The sequence below is a fragment of the Agrobacterium sp. 33MFTa1.1 genome (assembly GCF_004328495.1).
Classification (GTDB): domain Bacteria; phylum Pseudomonadota; class Alphaproteobacteria; order Rhizobiales; family Rhizobiaceae; genus Agrobacterium; species Agrobacterium pusense.
In genome coordinates, this window is the sequence record NZ_CP036358.1 from 635,988 (window position 1) to 659,631 (window position 23,644).

A 23,644-nucleotide genomic window follows, 5' to 3' on the forward strand; every position below is an offset into this window, starting at 1 on the left:
AAACAGTGAGGCGGCGCTTCAATTCCGGCTGCTTGGGAATGCCGCGTGTAACGTTTCAGGCTCCGTCGAAGGCATCGAGAGCAGGGCCAAGCGCGCTGATCACGCCATTTCCGGCGGCAGGAAGACCGGTGAGCACCGCGCTGATGATATCGTCGCGGCTCGCGCCGTGGGACTTGGCTTCCATCACATGAAAACCGATGCCGCTTTCCAGGCGGAGGGCGGCAAGAATGCCGATGTAGATCAGGCTCTGTGTCTTCACGTCGAGCGTGGACGCGGCCCCGAGAGCCTGCACGGCCTGAAACCACGCCGCCTTATGGTCTGGAGCATCGCTGATGAAACGCTGAAACGAAGCGCTTGTTCTGGACATATCCGTCATCTGAGGTTCCTGTCTGATCCCGGGCCAACCGCGGCCCTTCGCACGAAGGATGCTGCATGATGCACGACGCCGCCTTGATGGAAATCAAGACGGCGTCGCGGAATGGGTCAGAATGTCGGAGCTTCGGCGGAAAGTCAGCCCTTCAGGATACGCCCGACGATATCGCTTACATCCGTCGAGAGGCCTTTCGCCTCGGCAATGGTGGAAAGCGCTGCTTTCGCATGGTCGGCGCGGCTTGCCTCAAGTGAGCGCCAGGAGCGCATGGACGTGAGAATGCGGGCGGCAAGCTGCGGATTGCGTTTGTCGATGGCGATGATCTGCTCTGCGAGGAACCGATAGGCGGCGCCATCGGCACGATGAAAGCCGGTAGGATTGGAAAAGGCGAGCGTGCCGACGAGCGAACGCACCCGGTTCGGATTGGTGGCGATGAAATGTTTCGATTTCATCAGTGCCTTGATACGATCAAGAGCGCCTTCGCCGGGAATGGCGGCCTGCAGCGAAAACCACTTGTCGAGCACCAGTGCATTGTCGGCGAAGCGTTTTTCGAAAGCGGCAAGCGCTTCCTTCGTTTCCGCACTGTCGGGGAAGCGCTGCGTCAGCACGCTGAGTGCATGGGCGAGATCGGTCATGTTGGTGGCGCCGGCATAGGCCTTCGCCGCCCGCTCCGGCGTTCCCTCGGCAAAGGCGAGGAAGGTCAGCGCACCGTTGCGCAGTGAACGCCGCCCGGCGCTTCCGGCATCGGGGCTGTAGGCCTCGCCATTGGCAGCATCGTCGGCAAGCCGCCGCAGTGTGTCCTGGCCGGCTGTCGCAATCGCCGTGATCGTGGCGTTGCGCGCCTTGTGGATGGCATCGGGATCCGTGTTTCCGCCGAGTTCGCGGGCGATATCGGTCTCGCTGGGCAGGGCGAGTGCCTGCGCCCGGAATGCTGGTTCAAGCGCGTCGTCGCCGATGATTTCGATGAGCGTCGCGATCAGGTCGGCATCGGTGCGGACGTCTTCGCCTTTTTGCACCGCCTTGGTGGCGGCGATCAGCACGGGCAGGGCGAGATCGGTCAGCGCCTGGAAACGCGCGAACATATCCGTCTCATGCCGGGCAATCTGCACCAGGTCGGCAGCATTCTGCTCGAAATGCAGGTTGATCGGCGCGGAGAAGCTGCGGTTGATCGACAGCACCGGCCGCGAGGAAATGCCGGAGAAGGAGAAGGTCTGGTTGCGCTGGGTCAAATGAAGTACGCCGTCGCGATACTCGCCGCCTTCGACGGCCTGCGGTTCGGCGATCTGACCATTATCGAGGATCAGCGCCAGCGAAAGCGGAATGTGGCGTGGCTGTTTCACCGGCTGGCCGGGGGTCGGCGCGGTCGTCTGTTCCAGCGTCAAGCTGAAAGTGGCCTTGCCGGCATCGTAAGCGGACGAAACGGAGACTAGCGGCGTGCCGGCCTCGGTGTACCATAGCGAAAACTGCGAGAGATCGCGACCGCTGGCATCGGCAAAGCTCCTGACGAAATCCTCAACCGTTGCAGCTTCGCCGTCATGACGTTCAAAATAGAGGTCCATGCCCTTTTTGAAGTCTTCAGCGCCGAGGATCGTGGCGATCATGCGGGTGACTTCGGCACCTTTTTCATACACGGTCGTCGTGTAGAAGTTGTTGATTTCGCGATAGGTATCCGGGCGCGGCGGATGCGCCAGCGGACCGGAATCCTCCGGGAACTGCTCCGATTTCAGGTGGCGCACATCGGCAATGCGCTTCACCGGCCGCGAGCGCATGTCGGAGGAAAATTCCTGATCGCGATAGACCGTCAGGCCTTCTTTCAGGCACAGCTGGAACCAGTCACGGCAGGTGATGCGATTGCCTGTCCAGTTGTGGAAATATTCATGCGCAATGATGCGCTCGATATTGGCATAGTCCGCATCCGAGGCGGTTTCCGGGTCGGCCAGCACGAATTTGTCGTTGAAGACGTTGAGACCCTTGTTCTCCATCGCGCCCATGTTGAAATCCGACACGGCGACGATCATGAAGATGTCGAGGTCGTATTCGCGGCCGAAGCGCTCTTCGTCCCATTTCATCGAACGCTTCAGCGCATCCATGGCATAGGCAGCGCGCGGCTCCTTGCCGTGCTCGACATAAATCTTCAGCGCCACTTCCCGTCCGGACATGGTCGTGAAAGTATCTTCCACCACGCCGAGATCGCCGGCAACGAGAGCGAACAGGTAGCTCGGTTTCGGATGCGGATCGAACCAGGCCGCGAAGTGACGGCCTTCGTCGTAATTGCCGCCGCCCAGGAAATTGCCGTTCGAGAGCAGCAGCGGATTACCTTCCTTTGCCGCGATGATCGTCACCGTATAAGGCGCCAGAACATCCGGACGGTCGGGGAAATAGGTGATGCGGCGGAAACCTTCCGCTTCGCATTGGGTGCAATAAACGCCATTGGTGCGGTAAAGCCCCATCAGCTGCGTATTGACCTGCGGGTTGATGTAATTGGTGACGCAGATCTCGAAGGGAGATTCAGCGGGAAGGTCGCGGATGGTCAGGCTGTCCGGTGTGGCCTCATATTGAGCGGCGGGCAGCTCCACCTGGTCGAGCAGCAGGCTGGAAAGCTTCAGCTCGTCGCCATCAAGAACCAGCGGTGCATGCCGGTCGGCGCTTTCGCGCCGGTGGAAGATCAGACGGGCTTCGACCTTGGTATTTTTAGGGTCGAGTTCGAAGGTGAGATCCACCCGCTCCAGAACGAAATCGGTGGGGCGGTAATCCGCCAGGTGAACGATCTGGCCCGTGTCTGTTCGCATGACTGTCCCTGAATAACTTTGCGTGGTCTTCCCGGCATCATGTCGTCATAAGGCCCGGATGTAAAATGGGTAGAATATTCGTCACGATCATGTGCGCGTCGGAGGACATTCTGTCCCGCCATGGAAGGCTTTGCCGGCCATGCAGACGATCCTCCCCGCTGCCGGACCAACGGACCATCGCAGCAAATGTTGAACGATTGCTGAAATTATATTTTATTTTCTTCAAATTTTAGCGCGTGCCACTTTTTGCCTTCGCGCCTGCCTTGCGAGGCTTCGATTTCTCCACGCCATCACCCGAATTCAGGGATAAATCACAATTTTTGTTGTAAAGCGCCGGAGGAATGCTCTAGCCTTGCGCAAATCCAATTCCCCCGCGTCGTCTCCCCCGCATGAAACCTCCCGATGGCGTGTCTGCGCAGCCGATATGAGTAACTGCTAATGAACGCCGAACCGATGAATCCCTTCCGCGGGATCAGCATGAAGCTGATTTCGGTTGGCTTTTTTCTTGTCATGCAGACCTGTATAAAGGCCGCGGGGGATGTGCCGGCCGGCCAGATCACCTTCTTTCGTTCGGCTTTCGCCATCATTCCGATTGTCGTTTATCTTGCCTGGCTTCACGCGCTCGCAAGTGCGCTGCACACCAACAATCTCCTCGGCCATTTCAAGCGCGGTTTTCTTGGAATCCTCTCAATGGCCTGCGGCTTTTACGGGCTGACCATGCTGCCGCTGCCGGAATTCATCGCCATCGGTTATGCCTCGCCACTTCTCGCCGTGGTTTTTGCCGCCTTTATCCTGCATGAGAAGGTGCGCATTTATCGCTGGAGTGCAGTCTTCGTGGGAATGATCGGCGTGCTGGTCATTCTCTGGCCGAAGATGACGCTTCTCAGGGAAGGCGGGTTTGCCGCGGGTGAGGGGCTGGGCGCCATTGCCGTGCTGTGTGGTGCCGCCCTTGGCGGGCTGGCGATGATCCAGGTGCGGCAACTGGTGGAAACGGAAAAGACGCCAACCATCGTGCTTTATTTTTCGCTCACCGCCACCCTGCTGTCGCTCATCAGCGTTCCCTTCGGCTGGAGCGTGCTGACAGTGACGCAGACCCTGCTTCTGATAACCAGCGGCATCTGCGGCGGCGTCGCGCAAATCTTCCTGACGGAGAGTTACCGGCACGCCGAGGTCTCGGTCATCGCGCCCTTCGAATACAGTTCCATCGTCTTCGGCATCGTGGTTTCCTACGTCCTTTTCGGAGACATACCCACGCTGACGATGCTCATCGGCACGGCGATCGTGATCCTGGCCGGCATCTTCATCATTTTCCGTGAACATCAGCTGGGATTGGCGCGACGCGCGGCGCGCAAGGCCTCGACGCCGCAGGGGTGAGGAGCGCTATTGCCGGTGTTTCAGGGCAACCGCTTCCGTCATCCCGGCCTTGAGCCGGGATCCAGCCGACGCGCGTCCGCGCGGCGAAGGAGTTCTTTCAGCCCAAGGACTTGGGCTGGCTGGATGCCGGATCAGGTCCGGCATGACGGAGACTTATGATCGTACACCCACAAAAGCAAAAGGCGCCTTCCCGAGGAAAGACGCCAGCGCGCAATCATATCTGTAAGCCAGTGTAAGCCGGCCTGAGTGCTTCTCAGCGCTCGCGGAAATCCGCGAAGACTGCCGAGGGACGCGTCACGCGGACCTGCTGCATTGCAGCGCGTGCGGTCAACTGTTCGTTAGCGGCTGCGCCGAAACGATGGTAGCCCTGACTGGAGCGAGGGCCGAGGCCCGCCAGGCGGAGCGATTCAAAGCCGGAATGCACCGGACGGAAGCGAGTGGTCATTGCCTTGGTTCCTTTAACCGAAATTCCTCCCAAGACATGGCCGTATATCGCAGCGCAGCATGGATTCGGCAAGTTGACCAAATGCGCCGCTGTTATGCGTAATGCGCATGGCTATTTTCATAATTCATTTACATTGAGCAGGAATGAGGCAATCAGCCTTCGGCGATCTTTGCCCGAAACATCAATAAATCCTGCCATGCCAAGGACTTACTGGCCGGGGCGTTCAATAGTTCCTGGGGGTGCGGGCTGGCGAGCGCCGGCAAAACAAGGTGTCCGGCTGCGACATCACGCCACTGTCCGCGCAATGTATGGATTGTGCCGGTGCCGCCAAAGAAGAAACGTGCGGTAAAGTTGCCCAGAAGCAACAGGTGTTTTGGCTCCGCAAGGGCGATCTGGCGCTCGATGAAGGGGCGGCAGATATCCATTTCGGCTTGGGTCGGCGGGCGGTTGCCCGGTGGCCGCCACGGCACCACATTGCCGAGCATGATGGTGCTGCGCTTAAGGCCGATGGCCGCCAGCATCCGGTCAAGCAGCAGGCCGGTCTTGCCGGCAAAGGGCAGGCCCTCGCGATCGTCATCCGCATCCGGCATGGGGCCGATGACCATGATGCCCGAGGAAGCGTCACCTTCGGTGAAGATCGTATTGCGGGCGCTGTTCTTGAGGTTGCATCCGGAAAAACCCTCAAGCGCGGTTTTCAGTTCGGCAAGCGATCTCGCGCTTTCTGCGGCAAAACGCGCCGCTGCCACCGCCTGCTCATCCGGCATGGCGACATTCTGCTGAACGGCAGGACTTGCCGGCGCTCCGCGCGCGGGAGCACTGCGCGTTGCTCCCTGCCGCTGCGGCACATCGGCGCCGCGATCCGCGGGCCTTTCAGTCTGCCGTGCAGATGTCGCCGCCGCCTGAACAGGCGCGGACCGGGCAGGGCGGGCGGCGGCAAATTCGGCGAAACGGTCTACGGGCGCCTCTTCCAGCAACCAGTCGACGCCCGCATCCGCATGGAAATGCAGGAGGGCGGCGAGTTCGGCCGGGGAGAGGTCTTGAGCGGCGATCATGGGCGGAAATTACCCCATGTTCCCCGCCCGGGGAACCCGCAAATCACACTGTCCAGCGCTGAATATCGCCGCTTTCGCCGATCATGGCCAGACCATGGGCAATCGAAAGCAGCTCGCCGCCGCTTTCGATGCGGTCGGCGTCGAAACGGCGGGTGAAAAGCTCCCGCACCGCCGGCACGAAGGAGGTTCCGCCGGTCAGGAACACCTTGTCGATCGCATCTGGCGAAACCTGCGTCTTTTCCAGAACCTCGTCGAGCGCTTCTTCTATCTTGGCAAGGTCCTCGGCGATCCAGCTGTTGAAATCGCTGCGCTTCACCATCTTGCGTCCGGCCTTGCCGAGCGGCGCAAAGTTGAACTCCGCTTCTTCCGCCGAGGAGAGCGCCATCTTGGTGGCGGAAATAGCCTGATAGAGCGGGTAGCCCTCATCATGCTCAACGAGGTCGATGAACATTTCCAGCTTTTCCGGCTCCAGCGCCGAGCGCACCAGCGACTTCAGATCGGTGAATTCCTTCGAGGTCTTGAAGATCGACAGCTGGTTCCAGCGGCCGAAATTCACGTAATAGCCGGAGGGCACATCCAGCACCTTGTCGAAACTCTTGAACTTGCTGCCCTTGCCGATCTCCGGCGACACCAGATTGTCGATCATGCGGAAGTCGAAATGATCGCCCGCAACACCGACGCCGGAATGGCCGATGGGGGTGGCGGAAAGCTTGCCGGCATGGGTTTCGAAACGGATGAGCGAATAGTCGGTGGTGCCGCCGCCGAAATCCGCCACCAGCACGTTGGCGTCCTTCTTCAGGCTTTGCGCGAAATAATAAGCGGCCGCCACCGGCTCATAGACATAGTGGATTTCGGGGAAACCGGCCCGGCTCAGCGCCTCGTTGTATCGGGCAAGCGCCAGCGTCTCGTCCGGATTGCTGCCGGCAAAACGCACCGGCCGGCCGGCAATGACAGTCGATACATCATCGGGCCATTCCGTCCCGGCATAGGTCTTCAGCTTGCGCAGGAACACTTCCATCAAATCCTCGAAGCTCTGCCGCTTGGCGAAGATCAACGTGCCCTGAAACAGCGGTGACGCCGCAAACGTCTTGATCGATTGCAGGAAACGGCAGTCGCCGGCATTGTCGATGAACTGGCGGATAGCGGCGTGGCCCGCCTCCACATGCAGGGCGGCCGCGCCGAGGCCGGCGTCCTTCATGAAGGAGAGGGCCGTGCGCATGCTGTCATCCGTGCCGGCGCTGCTGGTAAAGCGCATGGAATGGCTTGCGCCGCCATTGTCGGAAAGAGCCATGACCGTATTTGTCGTGCCGAAATCGAGGCCGAGAGCCCGCTTTTGCGTCATCGCCATATTCCTTGTGTCGATAGAAGAACCCGCCCGGCCCTGGATGGCCCGGCGTGAAAATAAGGGATGCTCTTGGCACCCCGATGTCAGAGGAGGGCGGTTGATTGCACAGGGCGGGCGGAATGGCAAGCGCCGTGGGTCTTTTTTCGGTCGAACGCCCGTGCCCGCGCGCCAGTCGCAAAGTTGCGGCAATCCTGGCAATGCATGGTAAACGGGATTACAATTCCTTTAAGAAAGAGCAGTGTAGTTCTAGGCGACGGCTTTAAGGGAATTCTGTTAAAGTCAGCTTTGTCGAAGTAACCGGATTGAAGATGTATCCATTTTGCTATCGAGCGTAAATATTTATTAAATTTCGGAATGTCCATATGGACATGCTGTATTTGGTTTTCGGTCGTTTTTAGTTTTGGAAATTATATGCCCCACAAAATCAGCCAGCATGCAGTGGAGGATGCAGCGCCGGACGATGCCGGTGTCGTTCACGGCGATATGGGCGTTTTCTTCCGGCAGCTCATGGCCCTCCTGGAAGCATCGCAGCAGGGATACGCTTTGTTTGATGGCAGCGATGAGTTGCGGTTCGCCAACAGTGCCTTCCGCGCCGCGCTCGGTATCGGACAGCGCGATTTTCCGAGCTGGGTGGAACTGATGCGCAATGGTTTTCGCAACGCGACCGGTACGGCCATCGAGACATCGGATTTCGAACTCTGGCTGCGCTCGGCCAAGACGAGGCGCGGCAAGCTGCCGTACCGGACCATTGAGACCAGTCTCAATGACGGGCGCTGGATACTGACGACCGAGACCACGCTGCCGGGCGGCTGGATGCTATGCGTGGTCACCGATGTTTCCGAACTTGGCATCGAATTGCGCGATCTGCGCCAGGAGCGGGACAGGGCGCTGAAATCCGCCCTGAGCGACGAGCTGACCGGGCTCGGAAACAGGCGTTACGCCATGGATGCGCTCAACCACCTGCTTGGACCCAACAAGGCGCAGGCGCTCGCCGTCATCATCATTGATATCGACCACTTCAAGAGCGTCAACGATCGCTTCGGCCATGCCTACGGCGATCTCGTGCTGAAAGATTTTGCAGGACGACTGTCCGCCGCTGCCGGGCGTGACGACCTTCTCGGCAGGATTGGCGGGGAAGAGTTTTTGCTGGTGCTCAGTGGCTCGCGCATGCACGGCGCCGAAAGCCTGATGCGGCAGCTCCTGTCGTCACTGGCCGATGCAGCCCCTCTGCGCGACATGCCCGAGTTTCGCTACAGCTGCTCCGCCGGGATCGCCTTTGCCAATCCCGGGGAGAGTACCAGTGACGTTTTGCGCCACGCCGATACCGCGCTTTATGAAGCCAAGAATACCGGGCGGAACCGCTACGTGGTTTACGGAACGGCGTCGTGACAGCACCCAGTCGTCAGTTCGACTTTGCCGCGCCGCCATCCACCCTGAGCATCGTGCCGGTGATGTAGCTTGCGGGCACCGAGCAGAGGAAAGCGCCGGCGGCAGCGAACTCCTCCACCGTGCCGAGGCGGCCTGCGGGAATGCTCTTGACCGAGGCCTCGCGGATTTCCTCGATGCTCTTGCCGAGACGCTTTGCATTGGCGCCATCGAGCTCATCGATGCGGTCGGTGTGGATGCGGCCGGGCAGAAGCAGGTTTGAGGTAATGCCGAAACCGGCCACTTCGGAGGACAGCGTCTTGCTCCAGCCCACAAGCGCGCCGCGCAACGTGTTGGAAAGGGCGAGATTGGCAATCGGCTCGAATACGCCTGACGAGGCGACGGTGAGGATGCGGCCGAAACCCTGCTCCTTCATGCCGGGCAGAAGCGCATTGGTCAGCGTGATGACCCGCAGCACCATCGACTGGAAGAACGTATCCAGCTTCTCCGCCGTCATCTCCTGAGCGAGGCCCGGCGTCGGGCCGCCGGTATTGTTGACGAGAATGTCGATGCCGCCGAGCTTTTCCCTGACGGCCTGAACCATGGCCTCGACAAAATTGTCGTCGGCAAGATCGCCCCTAACCCAGTCGGCCTTGCCTTTGCCAAGGGCGTTGATGGCCTTGCAGTTCGCTTCCAGCTTTTCACCGCTCCTGCCGACGAGAAGGACATTTGCACCCTCCTTTGCCAGCGCCGTCGCAATGCCAAGCCCAAGGCCGCGTGAAGAGGCGAGAACGAGGGCGCGTTTGCCGGAAATGCCGAAATCCATGGGTTTTGTCCTGTCTTGTGAGTGCTGTATGTGGTGTTTATAGAGCATTTCCAGGAAAAGTGGACCCCGGTTTTCCGTCTGGAAATGCGCCGAAACAAAGAGTTAGGCGTTTTCTCGATTCGAGGAAAAGCAAAATCCCCCTGTGAAGGCGGGCCCGGTTTTGAAGGTCGAACAAGTGTCATGACAGAACAATCTTTGCTGAAATTCTCGATTGCCGTCACGGTTCTGCTGGCGTTGTTCGGCATCGGGGCGGGCCTGTTTTCCGGCTCCTTCGCGGTCGTCTTCGACGGTGTCTACGCCCTGACGGATGCTTTCATGACGGTGCTCGCATTGCTCGTGGCGCGGCTGATCGCCGCCGCCGCGGCACCCAGGCCGGGCGGCCGGCTGGTGGAGCGCTTCACCATGGGCTTCTGGCATCTGGAGCCAATGGTGCTCGGCCTCAACGGCACGCTTCTGATGGGGGCGGCGATTTACGCGCTCATCAATGCCATCGACAGCCTGATGGATGGCGGCCGGTCGATCGAGTTCGATTACGCCATCATCGTCACCTTCGTCAGCTTCGCCGTCTCGCTCGCCATGGCATGGTTTGTCAAACGGCAGAACCAACGGCTGAAATCCGCCTTCGTGGCGCTGGACGCTAAAAGCTGGCTGATGAGCGCGCTGCTGAGCGTGGCGCTGTTCATCGCTTTCGCCATCGGTTACGGGCTGACGGGAACGTCGCAGGCATGGCTGTCGCCGTATGTCGACCCGGCCGTGCTGGCGCTGGTCTGCCTCGTCATCATTCCCATGCCGCTCGGCAATGTGAAACAGGCGCTGGCCGACATACTTCTTGTCACCCCGCTGGAGTTCAAACAGCATGTCGACAGGGTGGCGGGGGAGGTCGTGGCGAAGTTCGGCTTTTCCTCGCATTACTCCTATGTGGCCCGGGTTGGCCGCGGCCGCCAGATCGAACTCTTCTTCATTGTTCCCAGAAACTGGCCGCCGCGGCGCCTTGAGGAATGGGATGCGATCCGCGACGAGATCGGCGAAGCGATAGGCGGCGAGGGGAGTGACCGTTGGCTGACGATCGTGTTCACGACGGATGAAGAATGGGCTGTTTGAGCGGGGTGTGGAAAGCAAGATCTGCTTCGTCCCCGGGAGTGGGCCAAGCGGCCCGCGCCTTTAAAACTGGCGGCGCTCACGGTCCCTTGGTTTCGTTTTCCTTCTTCGCCTGATCATGATGCCATTTGATGGCGAAGAACATGCCCGTTCCCAATACGAGAATTTTGAACGGCAAGAAGACGATAGGGAAGAAGTCCCACATTTCAGATATTCCAGCTATGACGCGACGATATATTTCTTGGGAATATTAGCTCAAAACCGCTGCGTCCGACACCGGCCATATTGACGCAGATGCGGTCCCGATCTCCCCTTGTCATGCGATCGGCCTGCCCATCAATCGCTTTTGGCCGCCTGATTATAGGCTGGCTATGCCTGCCCAATGCCCGCAACCCTTGACGCATTCCCCCGTCGATCATATCCTCATTATTACGTGAACGTAAAAGTAATAAACAATCATCAGGTTGTCTGACAATTGACTGGCGTGCGACATGTTTTGCCGCTATAGAAGCTCGACAAAGGCGTGCCGCTTTGCAAAGACGGATGCTGATGGATACGGTGTCGCGGATGGACTTTTTGTCCGGCGCAGGCGGTGCGTCGCAGGTGTGGAAAAGACGATAACAACAGCCGGATGGGACTGGCGATCTGAGAGGATGGAAATGACGGAAGCGATGGAACTGCCCGAACGCGAAGCGATGGAATTCGACGTTGTGATCGTCGGTGCGGGTCCGGCCGGTCTTGCCGCCGCAATCCGGCTGAAGCAGGTGGAGCCGGAGCTCTCGGTCGTCGTGCTGGAAAAGGGCGCGGAAGTCGGTGCCCACATCCTCTCCGGCGCCGTGGTCGACCCCATCGGCATCGACAGGCTGCTGCCGGGATGGCGCGACGAGGAGGGGCATCCCTTCAAGACCGAGGTCAAGGACGACCAGTTCCTGTTCCTGGGGCCGGCCGGCTCCATCCGCCTGCCGAACGCCATGATGCCGCCATTGATGAACAATCATGGCAATTACATCGTCTCGCTTGGCCTCGTCTGTCGCTGGCTGGCGGAAAAGGCGGAAGGGCTCGGCGTCGAGATCTATCCGGGCTTTGCCGCCACGGAAGTGCTTTATAACGACGACGGCGCTGTCATCGGCGTTGCCACCGGCGATATGGGCATCGAGAAGAATGGCGAGCCGGGCCCGAACTTCACCCGCGGCATGGAACTGCACGGCAAATACGTGTTGATCGGCGAGGGCGTGCGCGGATCGCTCGCCAAACAGCTGATTTCCAGATTCGACCTGTCCAAAGATCGCGAGCCGCAGAAATTCGGCATCGGCATCAAGGAGCTCTGGCAGGTCAAGCCGGAGAAGCACAAGCAGGGCCTCGTGCAGCACTCCTTCGGCTGGCCGCTGGGTTTCAAGACCGGCGGTGGCTCTTTCCTGTATCATCTGGAAGATAACCTCGTCGCCGTCGGTTTCGTGGTGCATCTCAATTACAAGAACCCCTATCTCTATCCCTTCGAGGAATTCCAGCGGTTCAAGACGCATCCGGCGATCCGCGATACGTTCGAGGGCGGCAAGCGCATTTCCTATGGCGCGCGCGCCATCACGGAAGGTGGTTACCAGTCAGTGCCGAAGCTCACCTTCCCGGGCGGCGCGCTGATCGGCTGTTCCGCCGGTTTCGTCAACGTGCCACGCATCAAGGGAAGCCATAATGCGGTTCTCTCGGGCATGCTCGCGGCGGAAAAGATCGCCGCGGCGATTTCCGCCGGCCGCGCCCATGACGAGGTTACCGAGATCGAGGCCGAATGGCGTGAAGGCGATATCGGCAAGGACCTGAAGCGGGTCCGCAACGTCAAGCCGCTCTGGTCGAAGTTCGGCACGCTCATCGGCGTCGGCCTCGGCGGTCTCGACATGTGGACGAACCAGCTGTTCGGTTTCTCTTTCTTCGGCACGCTGAAGCACGGCAAGACGGATGCGCAGAGCCTGGAGCCCGCCTCCAAACACAAGCCGATCGCCTATCCGAAGCCGGATGGCGTTCTGACCTTCGACCGCCTGTCCTCCGTCTTCCTGTCGTCCACCAACCATGAAGAGGACCAGCCGGTCCATCTTCAGGTGAAGGACATGGAGCTGCAGAAGCGCTCCGAACACGACGTCTTTGCCGGTCCCTCCACGCGTTATTGTCCAGCCGGCGTTTATGAGTGGGTGGAGAAGGACGGCCAGGAAGTCTACGTCATCAACGCCCAGAACTGCGTGCACTGCAAGACCTGCGACATCAAGGATCCGAACCAGAACATCAACTGGGTGCCGCCGCAGGGCGGCGAGGGGCCGGTTTACGCCAACATGTGACGGTGAAGCTATCTTGCCTCATGATGCTCGGGCTTGTCCCGAGCATCTGCAACGGGTGATTTTACGATAGGTGGACAGATACTCTGCGGAGCGCCGTTTCCGTCGGCGAAAGCTCGTCGCGGTCATGCAGCTCGTCGGTCCGCCTGGTTCATTGTGTCTGCCACGGCACCAGAGCAGCGCCATTGCCCTCTTTCCCGTCAGTATTTGTGGATTGCTCTTCGATTTCTTACATATAGGATGTTGGGGTGTTGTAGCATCATGTGGCCTGTGGATCGCGGGCAGTGAATGCGATAACGCCTTGAACGTGCATATGGTCCTAGGTGCCGTCGCCAGACGGCAGGGAGTGAAGGAATGTCCGGCTTTCAAAGGCTGAATATCGTGCGGAAGACAGGCTTGGCTGGCAGCGTCGCGGCGCTTGCGATGGCTGCCTTTTCTTTCACTGGCAATCCGGTGGCTGCCGCGAGCTGTCGTTCCGATGCCATGGCCGGCATAGACTGGCGCGAATGCAACAAGCGCCTCCTGATGCTGGGCGGCAGCAATCTCGACTCGGCGATGCTCTACGGTACGGATTTCACTTATACGGATCTGCGCGGTTCGTCGCTGAAGGGCGCTAACCTTGAGAAGGCCAAGCTCATCCGCGCTGCCCTTGGCGAGGCGAACCTTCAGGGCGCCAATCTGACGAAGGTGGAAGCCTATCGAAGCGATTTTTCCGCCGCCGACGCCACCAACGCGAAATTCGTGAATGCCGAAATGCAGCGAACCAAATTCGAAAACACCAAGCTGGACGGCACGGATTTCACCAAGGCTGAACTCGGCCGCGCCGATTTCGAGGGCGCAACGCTGAACGGCTCGAAATTCTCGCTCACCAACCTGTCGCGGGCCCGGTTCGGTGGCGCGAAGCTGGGTGGCCCGGTCGATTTCACCAGCGCCTTCCTGCTGCTGACTCGGATTGAGGGGGTCGATCTTTCCACGGCCACCGGCCTTGACCAGAAACAGATCGACATCGCCTGCGGCGACGCCAAGACCAAACTGCCGAATGGCCTGACGGCGCCCGCCTCCTGGCCGTGCCCGGAAGATCCCGACGACGAGTGATAAAAGGCCGCGCGGTTTTGCGCGGCCCGAACCTCTCCGTAAGCGGAAGGGAAGCGTTCGCCATGCGAACGCTTCATCGGCGATCAGAAGCCCGAAAGCACGATCTTGCCCTTGGCCTTGTTGCTCTCGATCAGTGCATGCGCCTTGATAAGATTTGCGGCATTGATGGTGCCGAAAACCTCGGTCAGCGTCGTCTTGATCTTGCCGGCATCGACAAGCTCGGCCACGTGGTTGAGCAGCTTGTGCTGCTCGATCATGTCAGGCGTCTGGAAAACGGCGCGGGCGAACATCATTTCCCAATGGATGGATATGCATTTGCGCTTGAACGCCATGATGTCGAAACCGCCAGCCGGATCGTCGATCAGGGCGAAACGGCCCTGCGGTGCGATGGTCGCCACGCTGTCGGCCGCGTGGATGTCGCTATGGGTGGTGGAGAAGACGAAGCCCGGCGCACCAAGGCCAAGCGCTTCCACCTGCGGCGCGATGGGCTTGCTGTGATCCACAACGTGATGCGCGCCGAGTTCCTTTACCCATTCGATCGTTTCCGGCCGCGAGGCAGTCGCGATCACGGTCAGGTCGGTCAGCGCCCGCAGAAGCTGAACGGCGATGGAACCGACGCCGCCCGCGCCGCCGATGACGAGAACGGCGCTGGCTGCACCCGGAACCGGCTCATTCACCCGCAACCGGTCGAATAGGGTCTCATACGCGGTGATGGCGGTCAGCGGCAGCGCGGCGGCTTCCTCGAAATTCAGGGACTTCGGCTTGGCACCGACGATGCGCTCGTCGACCAGATGGAATTCGCTGTTGGAGCCGGGACGGTTGATGACGCCGGCGTAAAACACCTCATCACCCGGTTTGAACAGCGAAACCTTGTCGCCAACGGCCTTCACCACACCCGCTGCATCGAAGCCGAGCACACGGGCCTCGCCGTTTTCCGGCGACTGGTTCCGACGTACCTTGGTATCGACGGGATTTACCGAAACGGCTTTCACCTCCACCAGAATGTCGTGTCCCTTCGCTTCCGGCTGGGGCAGATCGATGTCGATGAGGGCATCCTTGGCAGTGATGGGCTGGCTCGCCCTGTAACCGATGGCGCGCATGAAAAGTCTCCTTTGCTTGTTTGCGTGCCTCTTACTTGATACATATGAACAACGATCGCAAGAATGCACATTTTGTGATGATACATACAAAAAGGATACTGTGATGTCGCGACCACGCGCCAAGCTCACCGGCAACTTTCCCGGCTGCCCGGTGGAATCGGCCCTGAGTTTTCTCGATGGCAAATGGAAAGGCGTGATCCTCTATCACCTCATCAATGAGGGGACCCTGCGCTTCAACGAACTGCGCCGCCATATTCCAAGTGTCACCCAGCGCATGCTGACCAAGCAGCTGCGGGAACTGGAGGAGGCGGGTTTGATTTCACGGACCGTTTTCCCCGTCGTGCCGCCGCGCGTGGATTATGCGTTGACGCCGCTTGGCGAGACGATGCGGCCGGTGATTTCGGCGCTGAAAAGCTGGGGCGATGCGCACGTCGTCTGCAAAAACGGCGCGAAATATACGCAGCTTCCGCAGGTGGCGGAGAAGGCGGCCTGAAAGAAATCACGGGTAAGAGCACGTGCCGTGGACATCATTTTTCATGGTGCGATGCAACACGGATTTGCCCCGATTGATGCATAATGCTGCGATCTCGATTCGCAGCAGGGACATCAAAGCACATGAGCATGGGTTGGATGGAGGCCGGATTTCTCGGTCTTTTGCAAGGACTTACGGAGTTTCTCCCAATTTCGTCGAGCGCGCATCTGAGGATCGCCGGGGAGTTCCTGCCCTCCGGCGCCGACCCCGGCGCTGCCTTCACCGCCATTACCCAGATCGGCACGGAAATGGCCGTGCTAGTCTATTTCTGGTCCGACATCATGCGGATCGCCGCCGCCTGGCTCCGGCAAAACCTTCGTCTCGGCCCCTATGACAAGGCCGATGCACGTCTCGGCTGGCTGATCATCGTCGGCTCCGTGCCCATCGTGCTGCTCGGCCTTCTCTTCAAGGACGCCATCGAGCATTCGCTCCGAAACCTCTACATTACTGCCGTGATGCTGATCGTGTTCGGTATCGTTCTTGGCGTCGCCGACAGGATCGGGAAAAAGCGCTACAAGCTCAACCAGCTGATCTGGCGTGATGGTATCCTCTTCGGTTTCGCGCAGGCCATGGCGCTCATCCCCGGCGTTTCGCGTTCCGGCGGCACCATCAGCGCCGGCCTGCTTCTGGGTTATACCCGCGAGGCGGCGGCCCGTTATTCCTTCCTGCTCGCCGTACCCGCCGTCTTCGGCTCCGGTTTCTACCAGCTGTTCAAAAGCATCGGCGAAGACAATCCGGTGGGCTGGGGCCCGACAGGCCTCGCGACCCTGATCGCCTTCATCGTCGGTTACGCCGTTATCGTCGTTTTCCTGAAGCTGGTTTCGACCAAAAGCTACATGCCCTTCGTCTGGTACCGCGTGGTCATCGGCGTCATTCTTTTGGGGCTGCTGGGAACGGGCGTGATCAACGCGGGTGGGTGAGGGGCTTTCCAGGAACCATGCTTTGGGCAGAGTTGCATCATCCGCACGCCGTCACCCCGGACTAGATCCGGGGTCCAGCGCGATCGAGTCATTGATCGCAAAAGACTCTTCTCACGGCGCAGACGCGCCGTGGCTGGATGCCGGATCAAGTCCGGCATGACGGAGGAGAGATTATGACGTGCCGCGAAATGTAGAAGGCCCGCTCTTTCGAACGGGCCTTTCGTCTTTCAGAGCAACGTGCCGCTCAAGATCACCAGCGCCACCGAGAAATAGATGACGAGCCCGCTGACATCCACCAGCGTGGCGACGAAGGGGGCCGAAGCGCTGGCGGGATCAAGCCGCAGACGTTGCAGCACGAAGGGCAGCATGGAGCCGGCGAGCGAACCGAAAGTGACGATACCGACGAGGGCCGCAAAAACCGTGGCACCAACGAGCAGCCAGTGCTCACCGTAGTCGTAGAAGCCAGCCTGCTGCCAGACCGTGAGCCGCAGGAAGCCGATGGCGCCCAGAATGCAGCCGAGCGTCAGGCCCGTCGGGATTTCCCGAAGCAGCACCCGCCACCAGTCGGAAAGCTTCAGTTCGCCCAGCGCCAGCGCCCGGATGATGAGCGAAGTGGCCTGCGAACCGGAGTTGCCGCCCGAAGACATGATGAGCGGAATGAACAGCGTCAGCACCACGGCCTTTTCCAGCTCGCCTTCGAAATGCTGCATGGCGCTGGCCGTCAGCATTTCGCCGAGGAACAGTGCTGCGAGCCAGCCGGCGCGCTTGCGGATCATGTCCGGAAAGCCGATCGTCATGTAGGGCTTACCCAGCGCCTCCATACCACCGAACTTGTGGGCGTCTTCCGTGGTATCGGCGATCATGGTGTCGATCACGTCGTCAACGGTGACGATGCCGAGAATATGCGAGCGGTCATCCACGACGGGCAGCGCCAGAAGGTCGTGCTTGCGGATCAGCCGCGCGACATCCTCCTGTGACATCAGGGGGCTCGCACAGACAATGCCTTCCTTGGATGCGACCGAAAGAATGGAGGCGCCCGCTTCGCCGGTCAAAAGGCGGCGCAGCGTCACGACGGTGGTTAGCGTCCCGTCCTCGGCCAGCACATAGATGGCATAGACCGTTTCACGCGACCGCTCGACGACGCGGATGTGCGAAAGGGTCTGTTCCACCGTCCAATTGTCCGGCACGCTAACGAATTCCGTGGTCATGATCGAGCCGGCCGTGCGCGGCGGGTAACCCATCAGGTGCTTGATGGAGAGCGCCGTGGTGCGGTCCAGCCGGGCAAACAGCTTGGCGCGCGGCTCTTCGGCCATTTCCGCCATGACGTCGGCCACGCGGTCGTCCGACATCAGGTTGACGAGGCGCGCGGCCTGTTCGACCGGAATATCGGCTATGATCGCGGCGGCACCATGCAGTTCCGGCCGGTCGAGAATGGCGACGGCCTTTGCCTGCGGCATGGCGAGAAGGGCGGCTGCGGCGGCGCCGACATCCAGCGTGTTGAGGTGCTCGACGCGTTCGGCAATGGTGGTGGAGCCGGCATTTCCGCTACGAAGAAGGCGTGCGGCCTTGCTGGCCCTCTGGGAGAGGTTGTGGAAGTTCATGATTGCTCACCTTTCCGTCGATTCGCCGATCACGGCGAACGCGGTGGTGAGCCGACAGCGGTCGGATCAGTTCACGTTCGCCGGTCTCGGCAAAGGCAATCGACTGCTACTGTCGCTAGACATCTAATGATGCTCCGTTGAAATCCGCGCCGTGCCCAAGGCATGCGCGTAAGGCCGTGTTGCGCCTGAAACCGGAAAGAGTCAAGCGCCCGATTGTGAATTTTCCGTAAGCTTCGAAAGGGCCGGGTCAAGCCGCCTTTTGACGCCGCTCTACGGTGACGGAAACAAGAAAAACGCCAAGCCCGAGAAGGGAAAGAACGGCGCCCACATAACCCGTCGAGGCGTAACCGAAGCCCATGGCTATGACGAGGCCGCCGAGCCAGGCGCCAAGCGCATTGGCGATGTTGAAGGCGGAATGGTTCGAGGCGGCAGCCAGCGTCTGCGCATCCTGCGCCACATCCATCAGCCGCGTCTGTACGGCCGGGCAGGCGGCAAAACCGCAGCCGATCAGGAAGACGCAAAGGCAGAGCATGAAGGGATCCTGCGCCGTCATGCCGAAGACAGCCATGACAAGCACATTGAAGGCCAGCATGCCGCCAATCGTGCCGTTGAGCGAGATATCGGCGAGCCGTGAGCCGACGACATTACCGACATTCATGCCGATGCCGAACAGCGCGAGCACCATGGAGACCGTAGAAACCGGCATCATCGCCACGTCAGTCGTGGTCTTCGCGATATAGCTGAAGACCGAGAACATGCCTCCAAAGCCGACGGCGGCAATGGCGAGCGTCAGCCATACCTGTATGCGGCGGAAGGCGCCGAGTTCGCGCCATACGCTGGCGCCTTCTTCCACCCTGTCACGCGGCTGGAACAGCCAAAGCAGGGCCACCGTCAGAAGTGCGATGCCGCCGACAAGCATGAAAGCCGCGCGCCAGGACAGTAGCTGGCCGAAGAAGGTGGCGAGCGGAGTGCCGAGCAGGGTGGCGATGGTGAGGCCGAGCATGACTCGGCCAACGGCGCGGGCGCGCTTGTGGATTGGCGCCATCGAGGCCGCCACGAGCGCAGCAACGCCAAAATAGGCCCCATGTGGCAGGCCGGTGATGAAGCGGAGAATGGTGAAGCTCACAAAATCCGGCGCGACGGCGCTCAGGATGTTTCCAGCCGCAAAAAGTCCCATCAGACTGAGAAGCAATGTGCGGCGCGTGATACGCGCGGCGAGAACCGCGATGATCGGCGCGCCAATGACGACGCCCAGCGCATAGGCGGTGATGACATAACCCGCTTCCGGCACCGTGACGCCATAGGTCGAGGCGACGTCGGGCAAAAGGCCCATGATGGCGAACTCGCCGGTACCGATGCCAAAACCGCCGGCAGCCAGCGCCAGCTCTATAAGCGCAATGGCAAGTGGGGAGAGGACCACGGCAGGCGCAGCCGTGTAAACGGTTTCATTCTCCCCGCCAGGGCGGGCTTCGGAGATGTTCGAATGACTCATCGTGACCTGAAAAGCGGGAAGGGCCCACAGAAAAAAGGGCAAGACCGTATGGGAGCGGTCTGCCCTGACTGGAGATGCGCGGTCATGAAAATGACCTTAAGTGACCTCTAACATGAAATGATGCGTTGCGGTAGAGCGATTCTCGGCAAAAGACGATCTTCACGCGATGGTGTTCGGAACTCTATATAAGGCCAGGCATTTACGCGCGGCTGCGAATGTTACGGGACCGGGTTGGAAACATGAAGCTCATTGCAATTTTCAATCGTGACGGCGGCACATTTCGCACTACCGACATGGAAGCCTATTGTGATCATGCCCGCGAGGTCTTCACCCGCGCCGGACACGTGATCGATTGCCGTCTTGTCTCCGGAAAGGACGTCGTCGAGGAAATGGCACGCGCCGCCGAGGAGCCGGGCATTGAAGGCATCATTGCCGGCGGCGGAGATGGCACCATTTCGGCGGCTGCCGGCATTGCCTGGAAACAGGGCATCGCGCTCGGCGTCGTGCCGGCCGGCACCATGAACCTCTTCGCCCGCTCGCTGAAGCTGCCGCTCGACATTCGTCAGGCGCTGGAAACGCTGGCGAATGGCGAGATTGCCAGTGTCGACATCGCCAGCGCCAATGGCCGCCTCTTTGTCCACCAGTTTTCCGCGGGCCTGCATTCGCGCATGGTGCGCTATCGAAACAATCTCGCCTTTGCCTCCCGTCTCGGCAAGATCAAGGCGAGCATCCGCGCCGCCATCAGCGTCATCCTCAACCCGCCTGTCTTCGAGGTGCAATACACCGTTGATGGCCGGACGCAGCATCGAAAGGTATCGGCCATTTCCGTCTCCAACAATGAATTCGGTCAGAATTCGCTGCTGGTGGCGGATAACGTCTCCGGCGGTCATCTGGGTTTTTATCTCACCGATCCGTTACGCCCGTCCGGTGTCGCCAAACTCGCCCTGGATATTCTGCGCGGCAAGTTCAAGCAGAATGCCGCCGTGACAGCCATGACCGTGACGGATGTGGAACTGCATTTTCCCAAGAAACGCCATGATGTCCGCTGCGTCATCGATGGCGAGCTGCTGCCGATGGAACGCGACGTGGCACTGGAAGTGCACGCCGGCGAGTTGAAGGTGCTGGTGGGGCGGTCGTTCTTCGCTTAGCGCAAACCGACCGTGAATTAGGCCATCGCCGCCTGTTCTTCTGCCCGGCGGGGAGAAAAACAAGCGGCGATGCCGTATCCTCCCTAGCCCCCTGAAAACCTCCAGTCTTGCCAAATCGAAGCCGCCCGGCCATGGTCGGCGGGTGCGATGGCGTGCGCGCTGTCGCTTCTATGGGAGTGCGATCTGTCATGAATGAAATCTCCAACCCCCTCTCCAACCTTGCTGCCATCGATGCCGCCCATCATCTCCATCCCTTTTCAGACATGGGCAAGCTCAACGCCGCCGGCACCCGCATCATCGAGCGCGCGGAAGGGGTGTTCATCTACGACAGCACCGGCAGGAAATATCTCGACGCCTTCGCCGGCCTCTGGTGTGTGAATATCGGTTACGGACGCCGCGAGATCGCCGATGTGGTACGGCGTCAGATGAACGAGCTCCCCTATTACAACGCGTTTTTCGGCACCACCACGCCGCCCGCGACGCTGCTGGCGCAGAAGATCGCTTCTCACGCCGGGCCTGGCATGAACCACGTGTTCTTCACCAATTCCGGCTCGGAAGCCACCGATACCTGGTTCCGCATGGCGCGGGTCTACTGGAAGGCCCTCGGCCATCCCGCGAAGACGAAAGTTATCGCCCGCCGCAACGGCTACCACGGCTCGACGGTGGCCGGGGCCTCGCTGGGTGGCATGAAGTGGATGCACGAGCAGGGCAGCCTGCCCATCGATGGCGTCGCCCATATCGGCCAGCCCTATTGGTATGCCGAGGGTGGCGATCTTTCTCCGGCCGAATTCGGCCTGAAGGTGGCTCGCGAACTCAATGAGAAAATCGACGAATTGGGCGAGGAAAACGTTGCTGCTTTCGTGGCCGAACCGATTCAGGGAGCCGGTGGCGTCATTGTACCGCCGGAGACCTACTGGCCGGAAATCGCCCGTATCTGCAAGGCGCGCAATATTCTGCTCGTCTCCGATGAGGTGATCTGCGGTTTCGGTCGCCTGGGCTCCTGGTTCGGCTACCAGTATTTCGGCGTGGAGCCGGACTTTGCCCCCATCGCCAAGGGCCTGTCCTCGGGTTATCTGCCGATTGGCGGCGCGGTCGTGTCGGATCGGGTGGCGGAAGTGATGTTGTCCGAGGTCGGTGATTTCAACCACGGCTTCACCTATTCCGGACATCCCGTCTGCGCCGCCGCCGCGCTGGAAAATCTCCGCATCATCGAAGCGGAGGGTCTGGTGGAGCGGGTGCGCGACGATATCGGCCCTTATTTTTCCCAGGGCTGGAAAAGCCTTGAGGACCACGAACTGGTGGGCGAAGCCGTCAATGTCGGCTTGATGGGTGGACTGCAGATCACGGCGGACAAGGCGACCCGCAGACGCTTCGGCAAGCCGGACGATGTTGGTATAACGGTGCGCAATCATTGCCTTGCAAACGGCCTCGTCATGCGCGCAACGGGCGACCGAATGCTGGCTTCGCCGGCGCTGACCATCAGCTGTTCGGAAGTGGATGAGATCATAGAGACGTTGCGCAAGGGGCTCGACCACCTGCGTGATACGCGCGAGCATTTCTAGGGAAAGTGGACACCGGTTTTCCGTTAAAGAATGCGAAAAGAGATGCCAAGGGAGGACTGAAATGGCAGGACAGGAACACCATTACGCCGTGAAGGTGACGTGGACGGGTAATCGTGGCAAGGGCACGTCGGGCTATCGCGACTACGAACGCGACTACACGATTTCCACCGAGGGAAAGGCTGATATAGCCGGCTCGTCCGATCCGGCCTTCCGTGGCGATCCCGCCCGCTGGAACCCTGAAGACCTGCTGGTCGCTTCGCTCTCGGCCTGCCACAAGCTCTGGTACCTGCATTTCTGCTCGGTCAACGGCATCATCGTCGAAGACTATGTCGACGATGCCGAAGGCACGCTCGTCATGGAAAAGGATGGCGCCGGGCAGTTCAGCGAAGTGGTGCTGAAACCGGTCATTACCATCTCGAAGGGCGATCCCGCCCGGGCGGATGCGCTGCACCATGACGCGCACGACAAGTGCTTCATCGCGCGGTCGGTGAATTTTCCGGTGCGGGTGGAGGGGACCGTGAAGGTGGTTTGAGACTCATGCCAGTTGCAGACCGAGATGATCGGCCATCGGCTGAAAGTCTCGGTCGTTTTGCAGCAGCTTATGGCCGTGCTCAATACAGTAGGTGCCGATGATGAGGTCGGGAGTTTTACGCACGGTTTTCCCAACGCTTCGAAGTTTCCGATAGTTAGCGGCGGATTTCACGGCAAGTTCTGGCGTGAGCATCGAGACAAAACCGAAGCGCTTTAACCGGTCATGTATCGCCGCCGCCCGATCGTCGTTGCGTTCGCCCTGCAGGATTTCGAGGAGAATAATGTCGCCGATGATGACGTCGGTCAGATCGCCGATATCATTTAGCATCCTACCTTGGCGGGTGGATTTATTCTGAAACCAGTCAATCCAGACAGAAGTATCGACGACTATCATTCCGCGGCGTCTTGCGCTTCGATGTCGTCCACGCTCCAGCTACGGCGCACATCGTCCAGATTACCACTCCAGCCGATGCCTCTCAGTTCTTCCAGCGCTTTGCGTCGTCCGAGATTCTCTACAAGATCGCGCAACGCCTTCTCCACCGTCGCCTTTTTTGTCGAAAGGCCGGTAATTTCCATCGCTTCGGCGATCAAGGCGTCATCAAGATCAATATTCGTACGCATGGATAATCCTTGGTGTATCGATTTTCAAAATCATACACCAAGGCATGCTTCTGCGAT

22 protein-coding genes are annotated in these 23,644 nt (G+C 60.0%); 10 read left to right on the plus strand and 12 right to left on the minus strand.

From position 1 onward, the window contains the following. Positions 1-55: 55 nt before the first annotated feature. Positions 56-376: a carboxymuconolactone decarboxylase family protein gene (locus EYD00_RS03235; protein ID WP_004440823.1), complete on the minus strand. Its 321-nt coding sequence runs from the start codon at positions 374-376 to the stop codon at positions 56-58. A 134-nt stretch (positions 377-510) separates the two neighbouring features. Next, a complete protein-coding gene (gene pepN / locus EYD00_RS03240; RefSeq protein ID WP_004440825.1) occupies positions 511-3,159 on the minus strand; it encodes an aminopeptidase N in 2,649 nt (882 codons plus the stop codon). A 438-nt stretch (positions 3,160-3,597) separates the two neighbouring features. Between pepN and EYD00_RS03245 the strand changes: the two genes are divergently transcribed. Then, positions 3,598-4,533 carry a DMT family transporter gene (locus tag EYD00_RS03245; protein WP_004440828.1) on the plus strand — a complete coding sequence of 312 codons (936 nt, stop codon included), beginning with the start codon at positions 3,598-3,600 and terminating at the stop codon, positions 4,531-4,533. A gap of 253 nt (positions 4,534-4,786) precedes the next feature. Here the strand turns inward: EYD00_RS03245 and EYD00_RS03250 are convergent, their stop codons facing one another. The 3 genes from EYD00_RS03250 to EYD00_RS03265 all read right to left on the minus strand — a co-directional run bounded on the left by EYD00_RS03250 (position 4,787) and on the right by EYD00_RS03265 (position 7,372). After that, positions 4,787-4,978, minus strand: a complete 192-nt coding sequence (locus EYD00_RS03250) for a hypothetical protein (protein WP_004440829.1) — start codon at positions 4,976-4,978, stop codon at positions 4,787-4,789. Between the two features lie 152 nt (positions 4,979-5,130). Continuing rightward, positions 5,131-6,030: a uracil-DNA glycosylase gene (locus EYD00_RS03260; RefSeq protein WP_004440832.1), complete on the minus strand. Its 900-nt coding sequence runs from the start codon at positions 6,028-6,030 to the stop codon at positions 5,131-5,133. Positions 6,031-6,073: 43 nt separating this feature from the next. Next, positions 6,074-7,372 carry an Hsp70 family protein gene (locus EYD00_RS03265; protein ID WP_004440833.1) on the minus strand — a complete coding sequence of 433 codons (1,299 nt, stop codon included), beginning with the start codon at positions 7,370-7,372 and terminating at the stop codon, positions 6,074-6,076. Between the two features lie 414 nt (positions 7,373-7,786). On the opposite strand from EYD00_RS03265, the gene EYD00_RS03270 reads away from it, so the two are divergent. Next, positions 7,787-8,764, plus strand: coding sequence for a sensor domain-containing diguanylate cyclase (locus EYD00_RS03270; RefSeq protein ID WP_004440835.1), 978 nt, complete (start codon positions 7,787-7,789; stop codon positions 8,762-8,764). Between the two features lie 13 nt (positions 8,765-8,777). Here EYD00_RS03270 and EYD00_RS03275 read toward each other — a convergent pair whose 3' ends face one another. Beyond that, positions 8,778-9,566, minus strand: coding sequence for an SDR family oxidoreductase (locus EYD00_RS03275; RefSeq protein WP_034495860.1), 789 nt, complete (start codon positions 9,564-9,566; stop codon positions 8,778-8,780). A 180-nt stretch (positions 9,567-9,746) separates the two neighbouring features. Here EYD00_RS03275 and EYD00_RS03280 point away from each other — a divergent pair, with 180 nt between their 5' ends. Further along, entirely contained in the window at positions 9,747-10,667 is a 921-nt protein-coding gene (locus tag EYD00_RS03280) for a cation diffusion facilitator family transporter (RefSeq protein WP_004440840.1), read from the plus strand. A gap of 76 nt (positions 10,668-10,743) precedes the next feature. Here the strand turns inward: EYD00_RS03280 and EYD00_RS26150 are convergent, their stop codons facing one another. Beyond that, on the minus strand, positions 10,744-10,869 hold the full coding sequence (locus tag EYD00_RS26150) for a hypothetical protein (RefSeq protein WP_004440843.1): 126 nt from the start codon (positions 10,867-10,869) through the stop codon (positions 10,744-10,746). 454 nt (positions 10,870-11,323) lie between these two features. Between EYD00_RS26150 and EYD00_RS03290 the strand changes: the two genes are divergently transcribed. Together EYD00_RS03290 and EYD00_RS03295 are read left to right on the plus strand one after the other, a co-directional pair. Beyond that, a complete protein-coding gene (locus EYD00_RS03290; RefSeq protein ID WP_004440845.1) occupies positions 11,324-12,988 on the plus strand; it encodes an electron transfer flavoprotein-ubiquinone oxidoreductase in 1,665 nt (554 codons plus the stop codon). A 351-nt stretch (positions 12,989-13,339) separates the two neighbouring features. Then, on the plus strand, positions 13,340-14,080 hold the full coding sequence (locus EYD00_RS03295) for a pentapeptide repeat-containing protein (RefSeq protein ID WP_004440847.1): 741 nt from the start codon (positions 13,340-13,342) through the stop codon (positions 14,078-14,080). A gap of 83 nt (positions 14,081-14,163) precedes the next feature. On the opposite strand, the gene EYD00_RS03300 is transcribed toward EYD00_RS03295, so the two are convergent. Then, positions 14,164-15,180, minus strand: a complete 1,017-nt coding sequence (locus tag EYD00_RS03300; RefSeq protein WP_004440849.1) for a zinc-binding alcohol dehydrogenase family protein — start codon at positions 15,178-15,180, stop codon at positions 14,164-14,166. Positions 15,181-15,283: 103 nt separating this feature from the next. Between EYD00_RS03300 and EYD00_RS03305 the strand changes: the two genes are divergently transcribed. Both EYD00_RS03305 and EYD00_RS03310 read left to right on the plus strand, forming a co-directional pair. Continuing rightward, on the plus strand, positions 15,284-15,673 hold the full coding sequence (locus tag EYD00_RS03305) for a winged helix-turn-helix transcriptional regulator (protein WP_004440851.1): 390 nt from the start codon (positions 15,284-15,286) through the stop codon (positions 15,671-15,673). A gap of 122 nt (positions 15,674-15,795) precedes the next feature. Further along, positions 15,796-16,632, plus strand: coding sequence for an undecaprenyl-diphosphate phosphatase (locus EYD00_RS03310; protein ID WP_022555883.1), 837 nt, complete (start codon positions 15,796-15,798; stop codon positions 16,630-16,632). Positions 16,633-16,859: 227 nt separating this feature from the next. Here the strand turns inward: EYD00_RS03310 and mgtE are convergent, their stop codons facing one another. Both mgtE and EYD00_RS03320 read right to left on the minus strand, forming a co-directional pair. Beyond that, positions 16,860-18,233, minus strand: coding sequence for a magnesium transporter (gene mgtE, locus EYD00_RS03315; RefSeq protein ID WP_004440855.1), 1,374 nt, complete (start codon positions 18,231-18,233; stop codon positions 16,860-16,862). A 247-nt stretch (positions 18,234-18,480) separates the two neighbouring features. Continuing rightward, the gene (locus tag EYD00_RS03320; protein ID WP_004440856.1) at positions 18,481-19,725 is read right to left on the minus strand and encodes an MFS transporter; all 1,245 of its coding nucleotides are present in this window, start codon (positions 19,723-19,725) and stop codon (positions 18,481-18,483) included. Positions 19,726-19,964: 239 nt separating this feature from the next. Between EYD00_RS03320 and EYD00_RS03325 the strand changes: the two genes are divergently transcribed. From EYD00_RS03325 to EYD00_RS03335, 3 genes are all read left to right on the plus strand, one after another. Beyond that, the gene (locus tag EYD00_RS03325) at positions 19,965-20,873 is read left to right on the plus strand and encodes a diacylglycerol/lipid kinase family protein (RefSeq protein ID WP_004440858.1); all 909 of its coding nucleotides are present in this window, start codon (positions 19,965-19,967) and stop codon (positions 20,871-20,873) included. Positions 20,874-21,061: 188 nt separating this feature from the next. Further along, the gene (locus EYD00_RS03330; protein WP_004440859.1) at positions 21,062-22,435 is read left to right on the plus strand and encodes an aspartate aminotransferase family protein; all 1,374 of its coding nucleotides are present in this window, start codon (positions 21,062-21,064) and stop codon (positions 22,433-22,435) included. A gap of 61 nt (positions 22,436-22,496) precedes the next feature. Continuing rightward, positions 22,497-22,967 (plus strand): OsmC family protein, encoded by a 471-nt coding sequence (locus EYD00_RS03335; RefSeq protein WP_004440860.1) that lies wholly within the window; start codon positions 22,497-22,499, stop codon positions 22,965-22,967. 3 nt (positions 22,968-22,970) lie between these two features. Here the strand turns inward: EYD00_RS03335 and vapC are convergent, their stop codons facing one another. Together vapC and EYD00_RS03345 are read right to left on the minus strand one after the other, a co-directional pair. Further along, positions 22,971-23,360, minus strand: a complete 390-nt coding sequence (gene vapC / locus EYD00_RS03340) for a type II toxin-antitoxin system VapC family toxin (protein WP_004440862.1) — start codon at positions 23,358-23,360, stop codon at positions 22,971-22,973. Further along, the gene (locus EYD00_RS03345; RefSeq protein WP_004440864.1) at positions 23,357-23,587 is read right to left on the minus strand and encodes a type II toxin-antitoxin system VapB family antitoxin; all 231 of its coding nucleotides are present in this window, start codon (positions 23,585-23,587) and stop codon (positions 23,357-23,359) included. Before EYD00_RS03345 ends, vapC begins: the two co-directional genes overlap by 4 nt. Positions 23,588-23,644: the final 57 nt, after the last annotated feature.

Excerpts from the sequence above, each read along its gene's own strand:
- pepN (WP_004440825.1), bottom strand. The coding sequence starts at position 3,159 with ATGCGAACAGACACGGGCCAGATCGTTCACCTGGCGGATTACCGCCCC.
- EYD00_RS03345 (WP_004440864.1), bottom strand. The coding sequence starts at position 23,587 with ATGCGTACGAATATTGATCTTGATGACGCCTTGATCGCCGAAGCGATG.
- EYD00_RS03320 (WP_004440856.1), bottom strand. The coding sequence starts at position 19,725 with ATGAGTCATTCGAACATCTCCGAAGCCCGCCCTGGCGGGGAGAATGAA.
- EYD00_RS26150 (WP_004440843.1), bottom strand. The coding sequence starts at position 10,869 with ATGTGGGACTTCTTCCCTATCGTCTTCTTGCCGTTCAAAATTCTCGTA.
- EYD00_RS03245 (WP_004440828.1), top strand. The coding sequence starts at position 3,598 with ATGAACGCCGAACCGATGAATCCCTTCCGCGGGATCAGCATGAAGCTG.
- EYD00_RS03235 (WP_004440823.1), bottom strand. The coding sequence starts at position 376 with ATGACGGATATGTCCAGAACAAGCGCTTCGTTTCAGCGTTTCATCAGC.
- mgtE (WP_004440855.1), bottom strand. The coding sequence starts at position 18,233 with ATGAACTTCCACAACCTCTCCCAGAGGGCCAGCAAGGCCGCACGCCTT.
- vapC (WP_004440862.1), bottom strand. The coding sequence starts at position 23,360 with ATGATAGTCGTCGATACTTCTGTCTGGATTGACTGGTTTCAGAATAAA.
- EYD00_RS03295 (WP_004440847.1), top strand. The coding sequence starts at position 13,340 with ATGTCCGGCTTTCAAAGGCTGAATATCGTGCGGAAGACAGGCTTGGCT.
- EYD00_RS03260 (WP_004440832.1), bottom strand. The coding sequence starts at position 6,030 with ATGATCGCCGCTCAAGACCTCTCCCCGGCCGAACTCGCCGCCCTCCTG.
- EYD00_RS03335 (WP_004440860.1), top strand. The coding sequence starts at position 22,497 with ATGGCAGGACAGGAACACCATTACGCCGTGAAGGTGACGTGGACGGGT.
- EYD00_RS03250 (WP_004440829.1), bottom strand. The coding sequence starts at position 4,978 with ATGACCACTCGCTTCCGTCCGGTGCATTCCGGCTTTGAATCGCTCCGC.
- EYD00_RS03325 (WP_004440858.1), top strand. The coding sequence starts at position 19,965 with ATGAAGCTCATTGCAATTTTCAATCGTGACGGCGGCACATTTCGCACT.
- EYD00_RS03310 (WP_022555883.1), top strand. The coding sequence starts at position 15,796 with ATGAGCATGGGTTGGATGGAGGCCGGATTTCTCGGTCTTTTGCAAGGA.
- EYD00_RS03270 (WP_004440835.1), top strand. The coding sequence starts at position 7,787 with ATGCCCCACAAAATCAGCCAGCATGCAGTGGAGGATGCAGCGCCGGAC.
- EYD00_RS03275 (WP_034495860.1), bottom strand. The coding sequence starts at position 9,566 with ATGGATTTCGGCATTTCCGGCAAACGCGCCCTCGTTCTCGCCTCTTCA.
- EYD00_RS03280 (WP_004440840.1), top strand. The coding sequence starts at position 9,747 with ATGACAGAACAATCTTTGCTGAAATTCTCGATTGCCGTCACGGTTCTG.
- EYD00_RS03290 (WP_004440845.1), top strand. The coding sequence starts at position 11,324 with ATGACGGAAGCGATGGAACTGCCCGAACGCGAAGCGATGGAATTCGAC.
- EYD00_RS03305 (WP_004440851.1), top strand. The coding sequence starts at position 15,284 with ATGTCGCGACCACGCGCCAAGCTCACCGGCAACTTTCCCGGCTGCCCG.
- EYD00_RS03265 (WP_004440833.1), bottom strand. The coding sequence starts at position 7,372 with ATGACGCAAAAGCGGGCTCTCGGCCTCGATTTCGGCACGACAAATACG.
- EYD00_RS03330 (WP_004440859.1), top strand. The coding sequence starts at position 21,062 with ATGAATGAAATCTCCAACCCCCTCTCCAACCTTGCTGCCATCGATGCC.
- EYD00_RS03300 (WP_004440849.1), bottom strand. The coding sequence starts at position 15,180 with ATGCGCGCCATCGGTTACAGGGCGAGCCAGCCCATCACTGCCAAGGAT.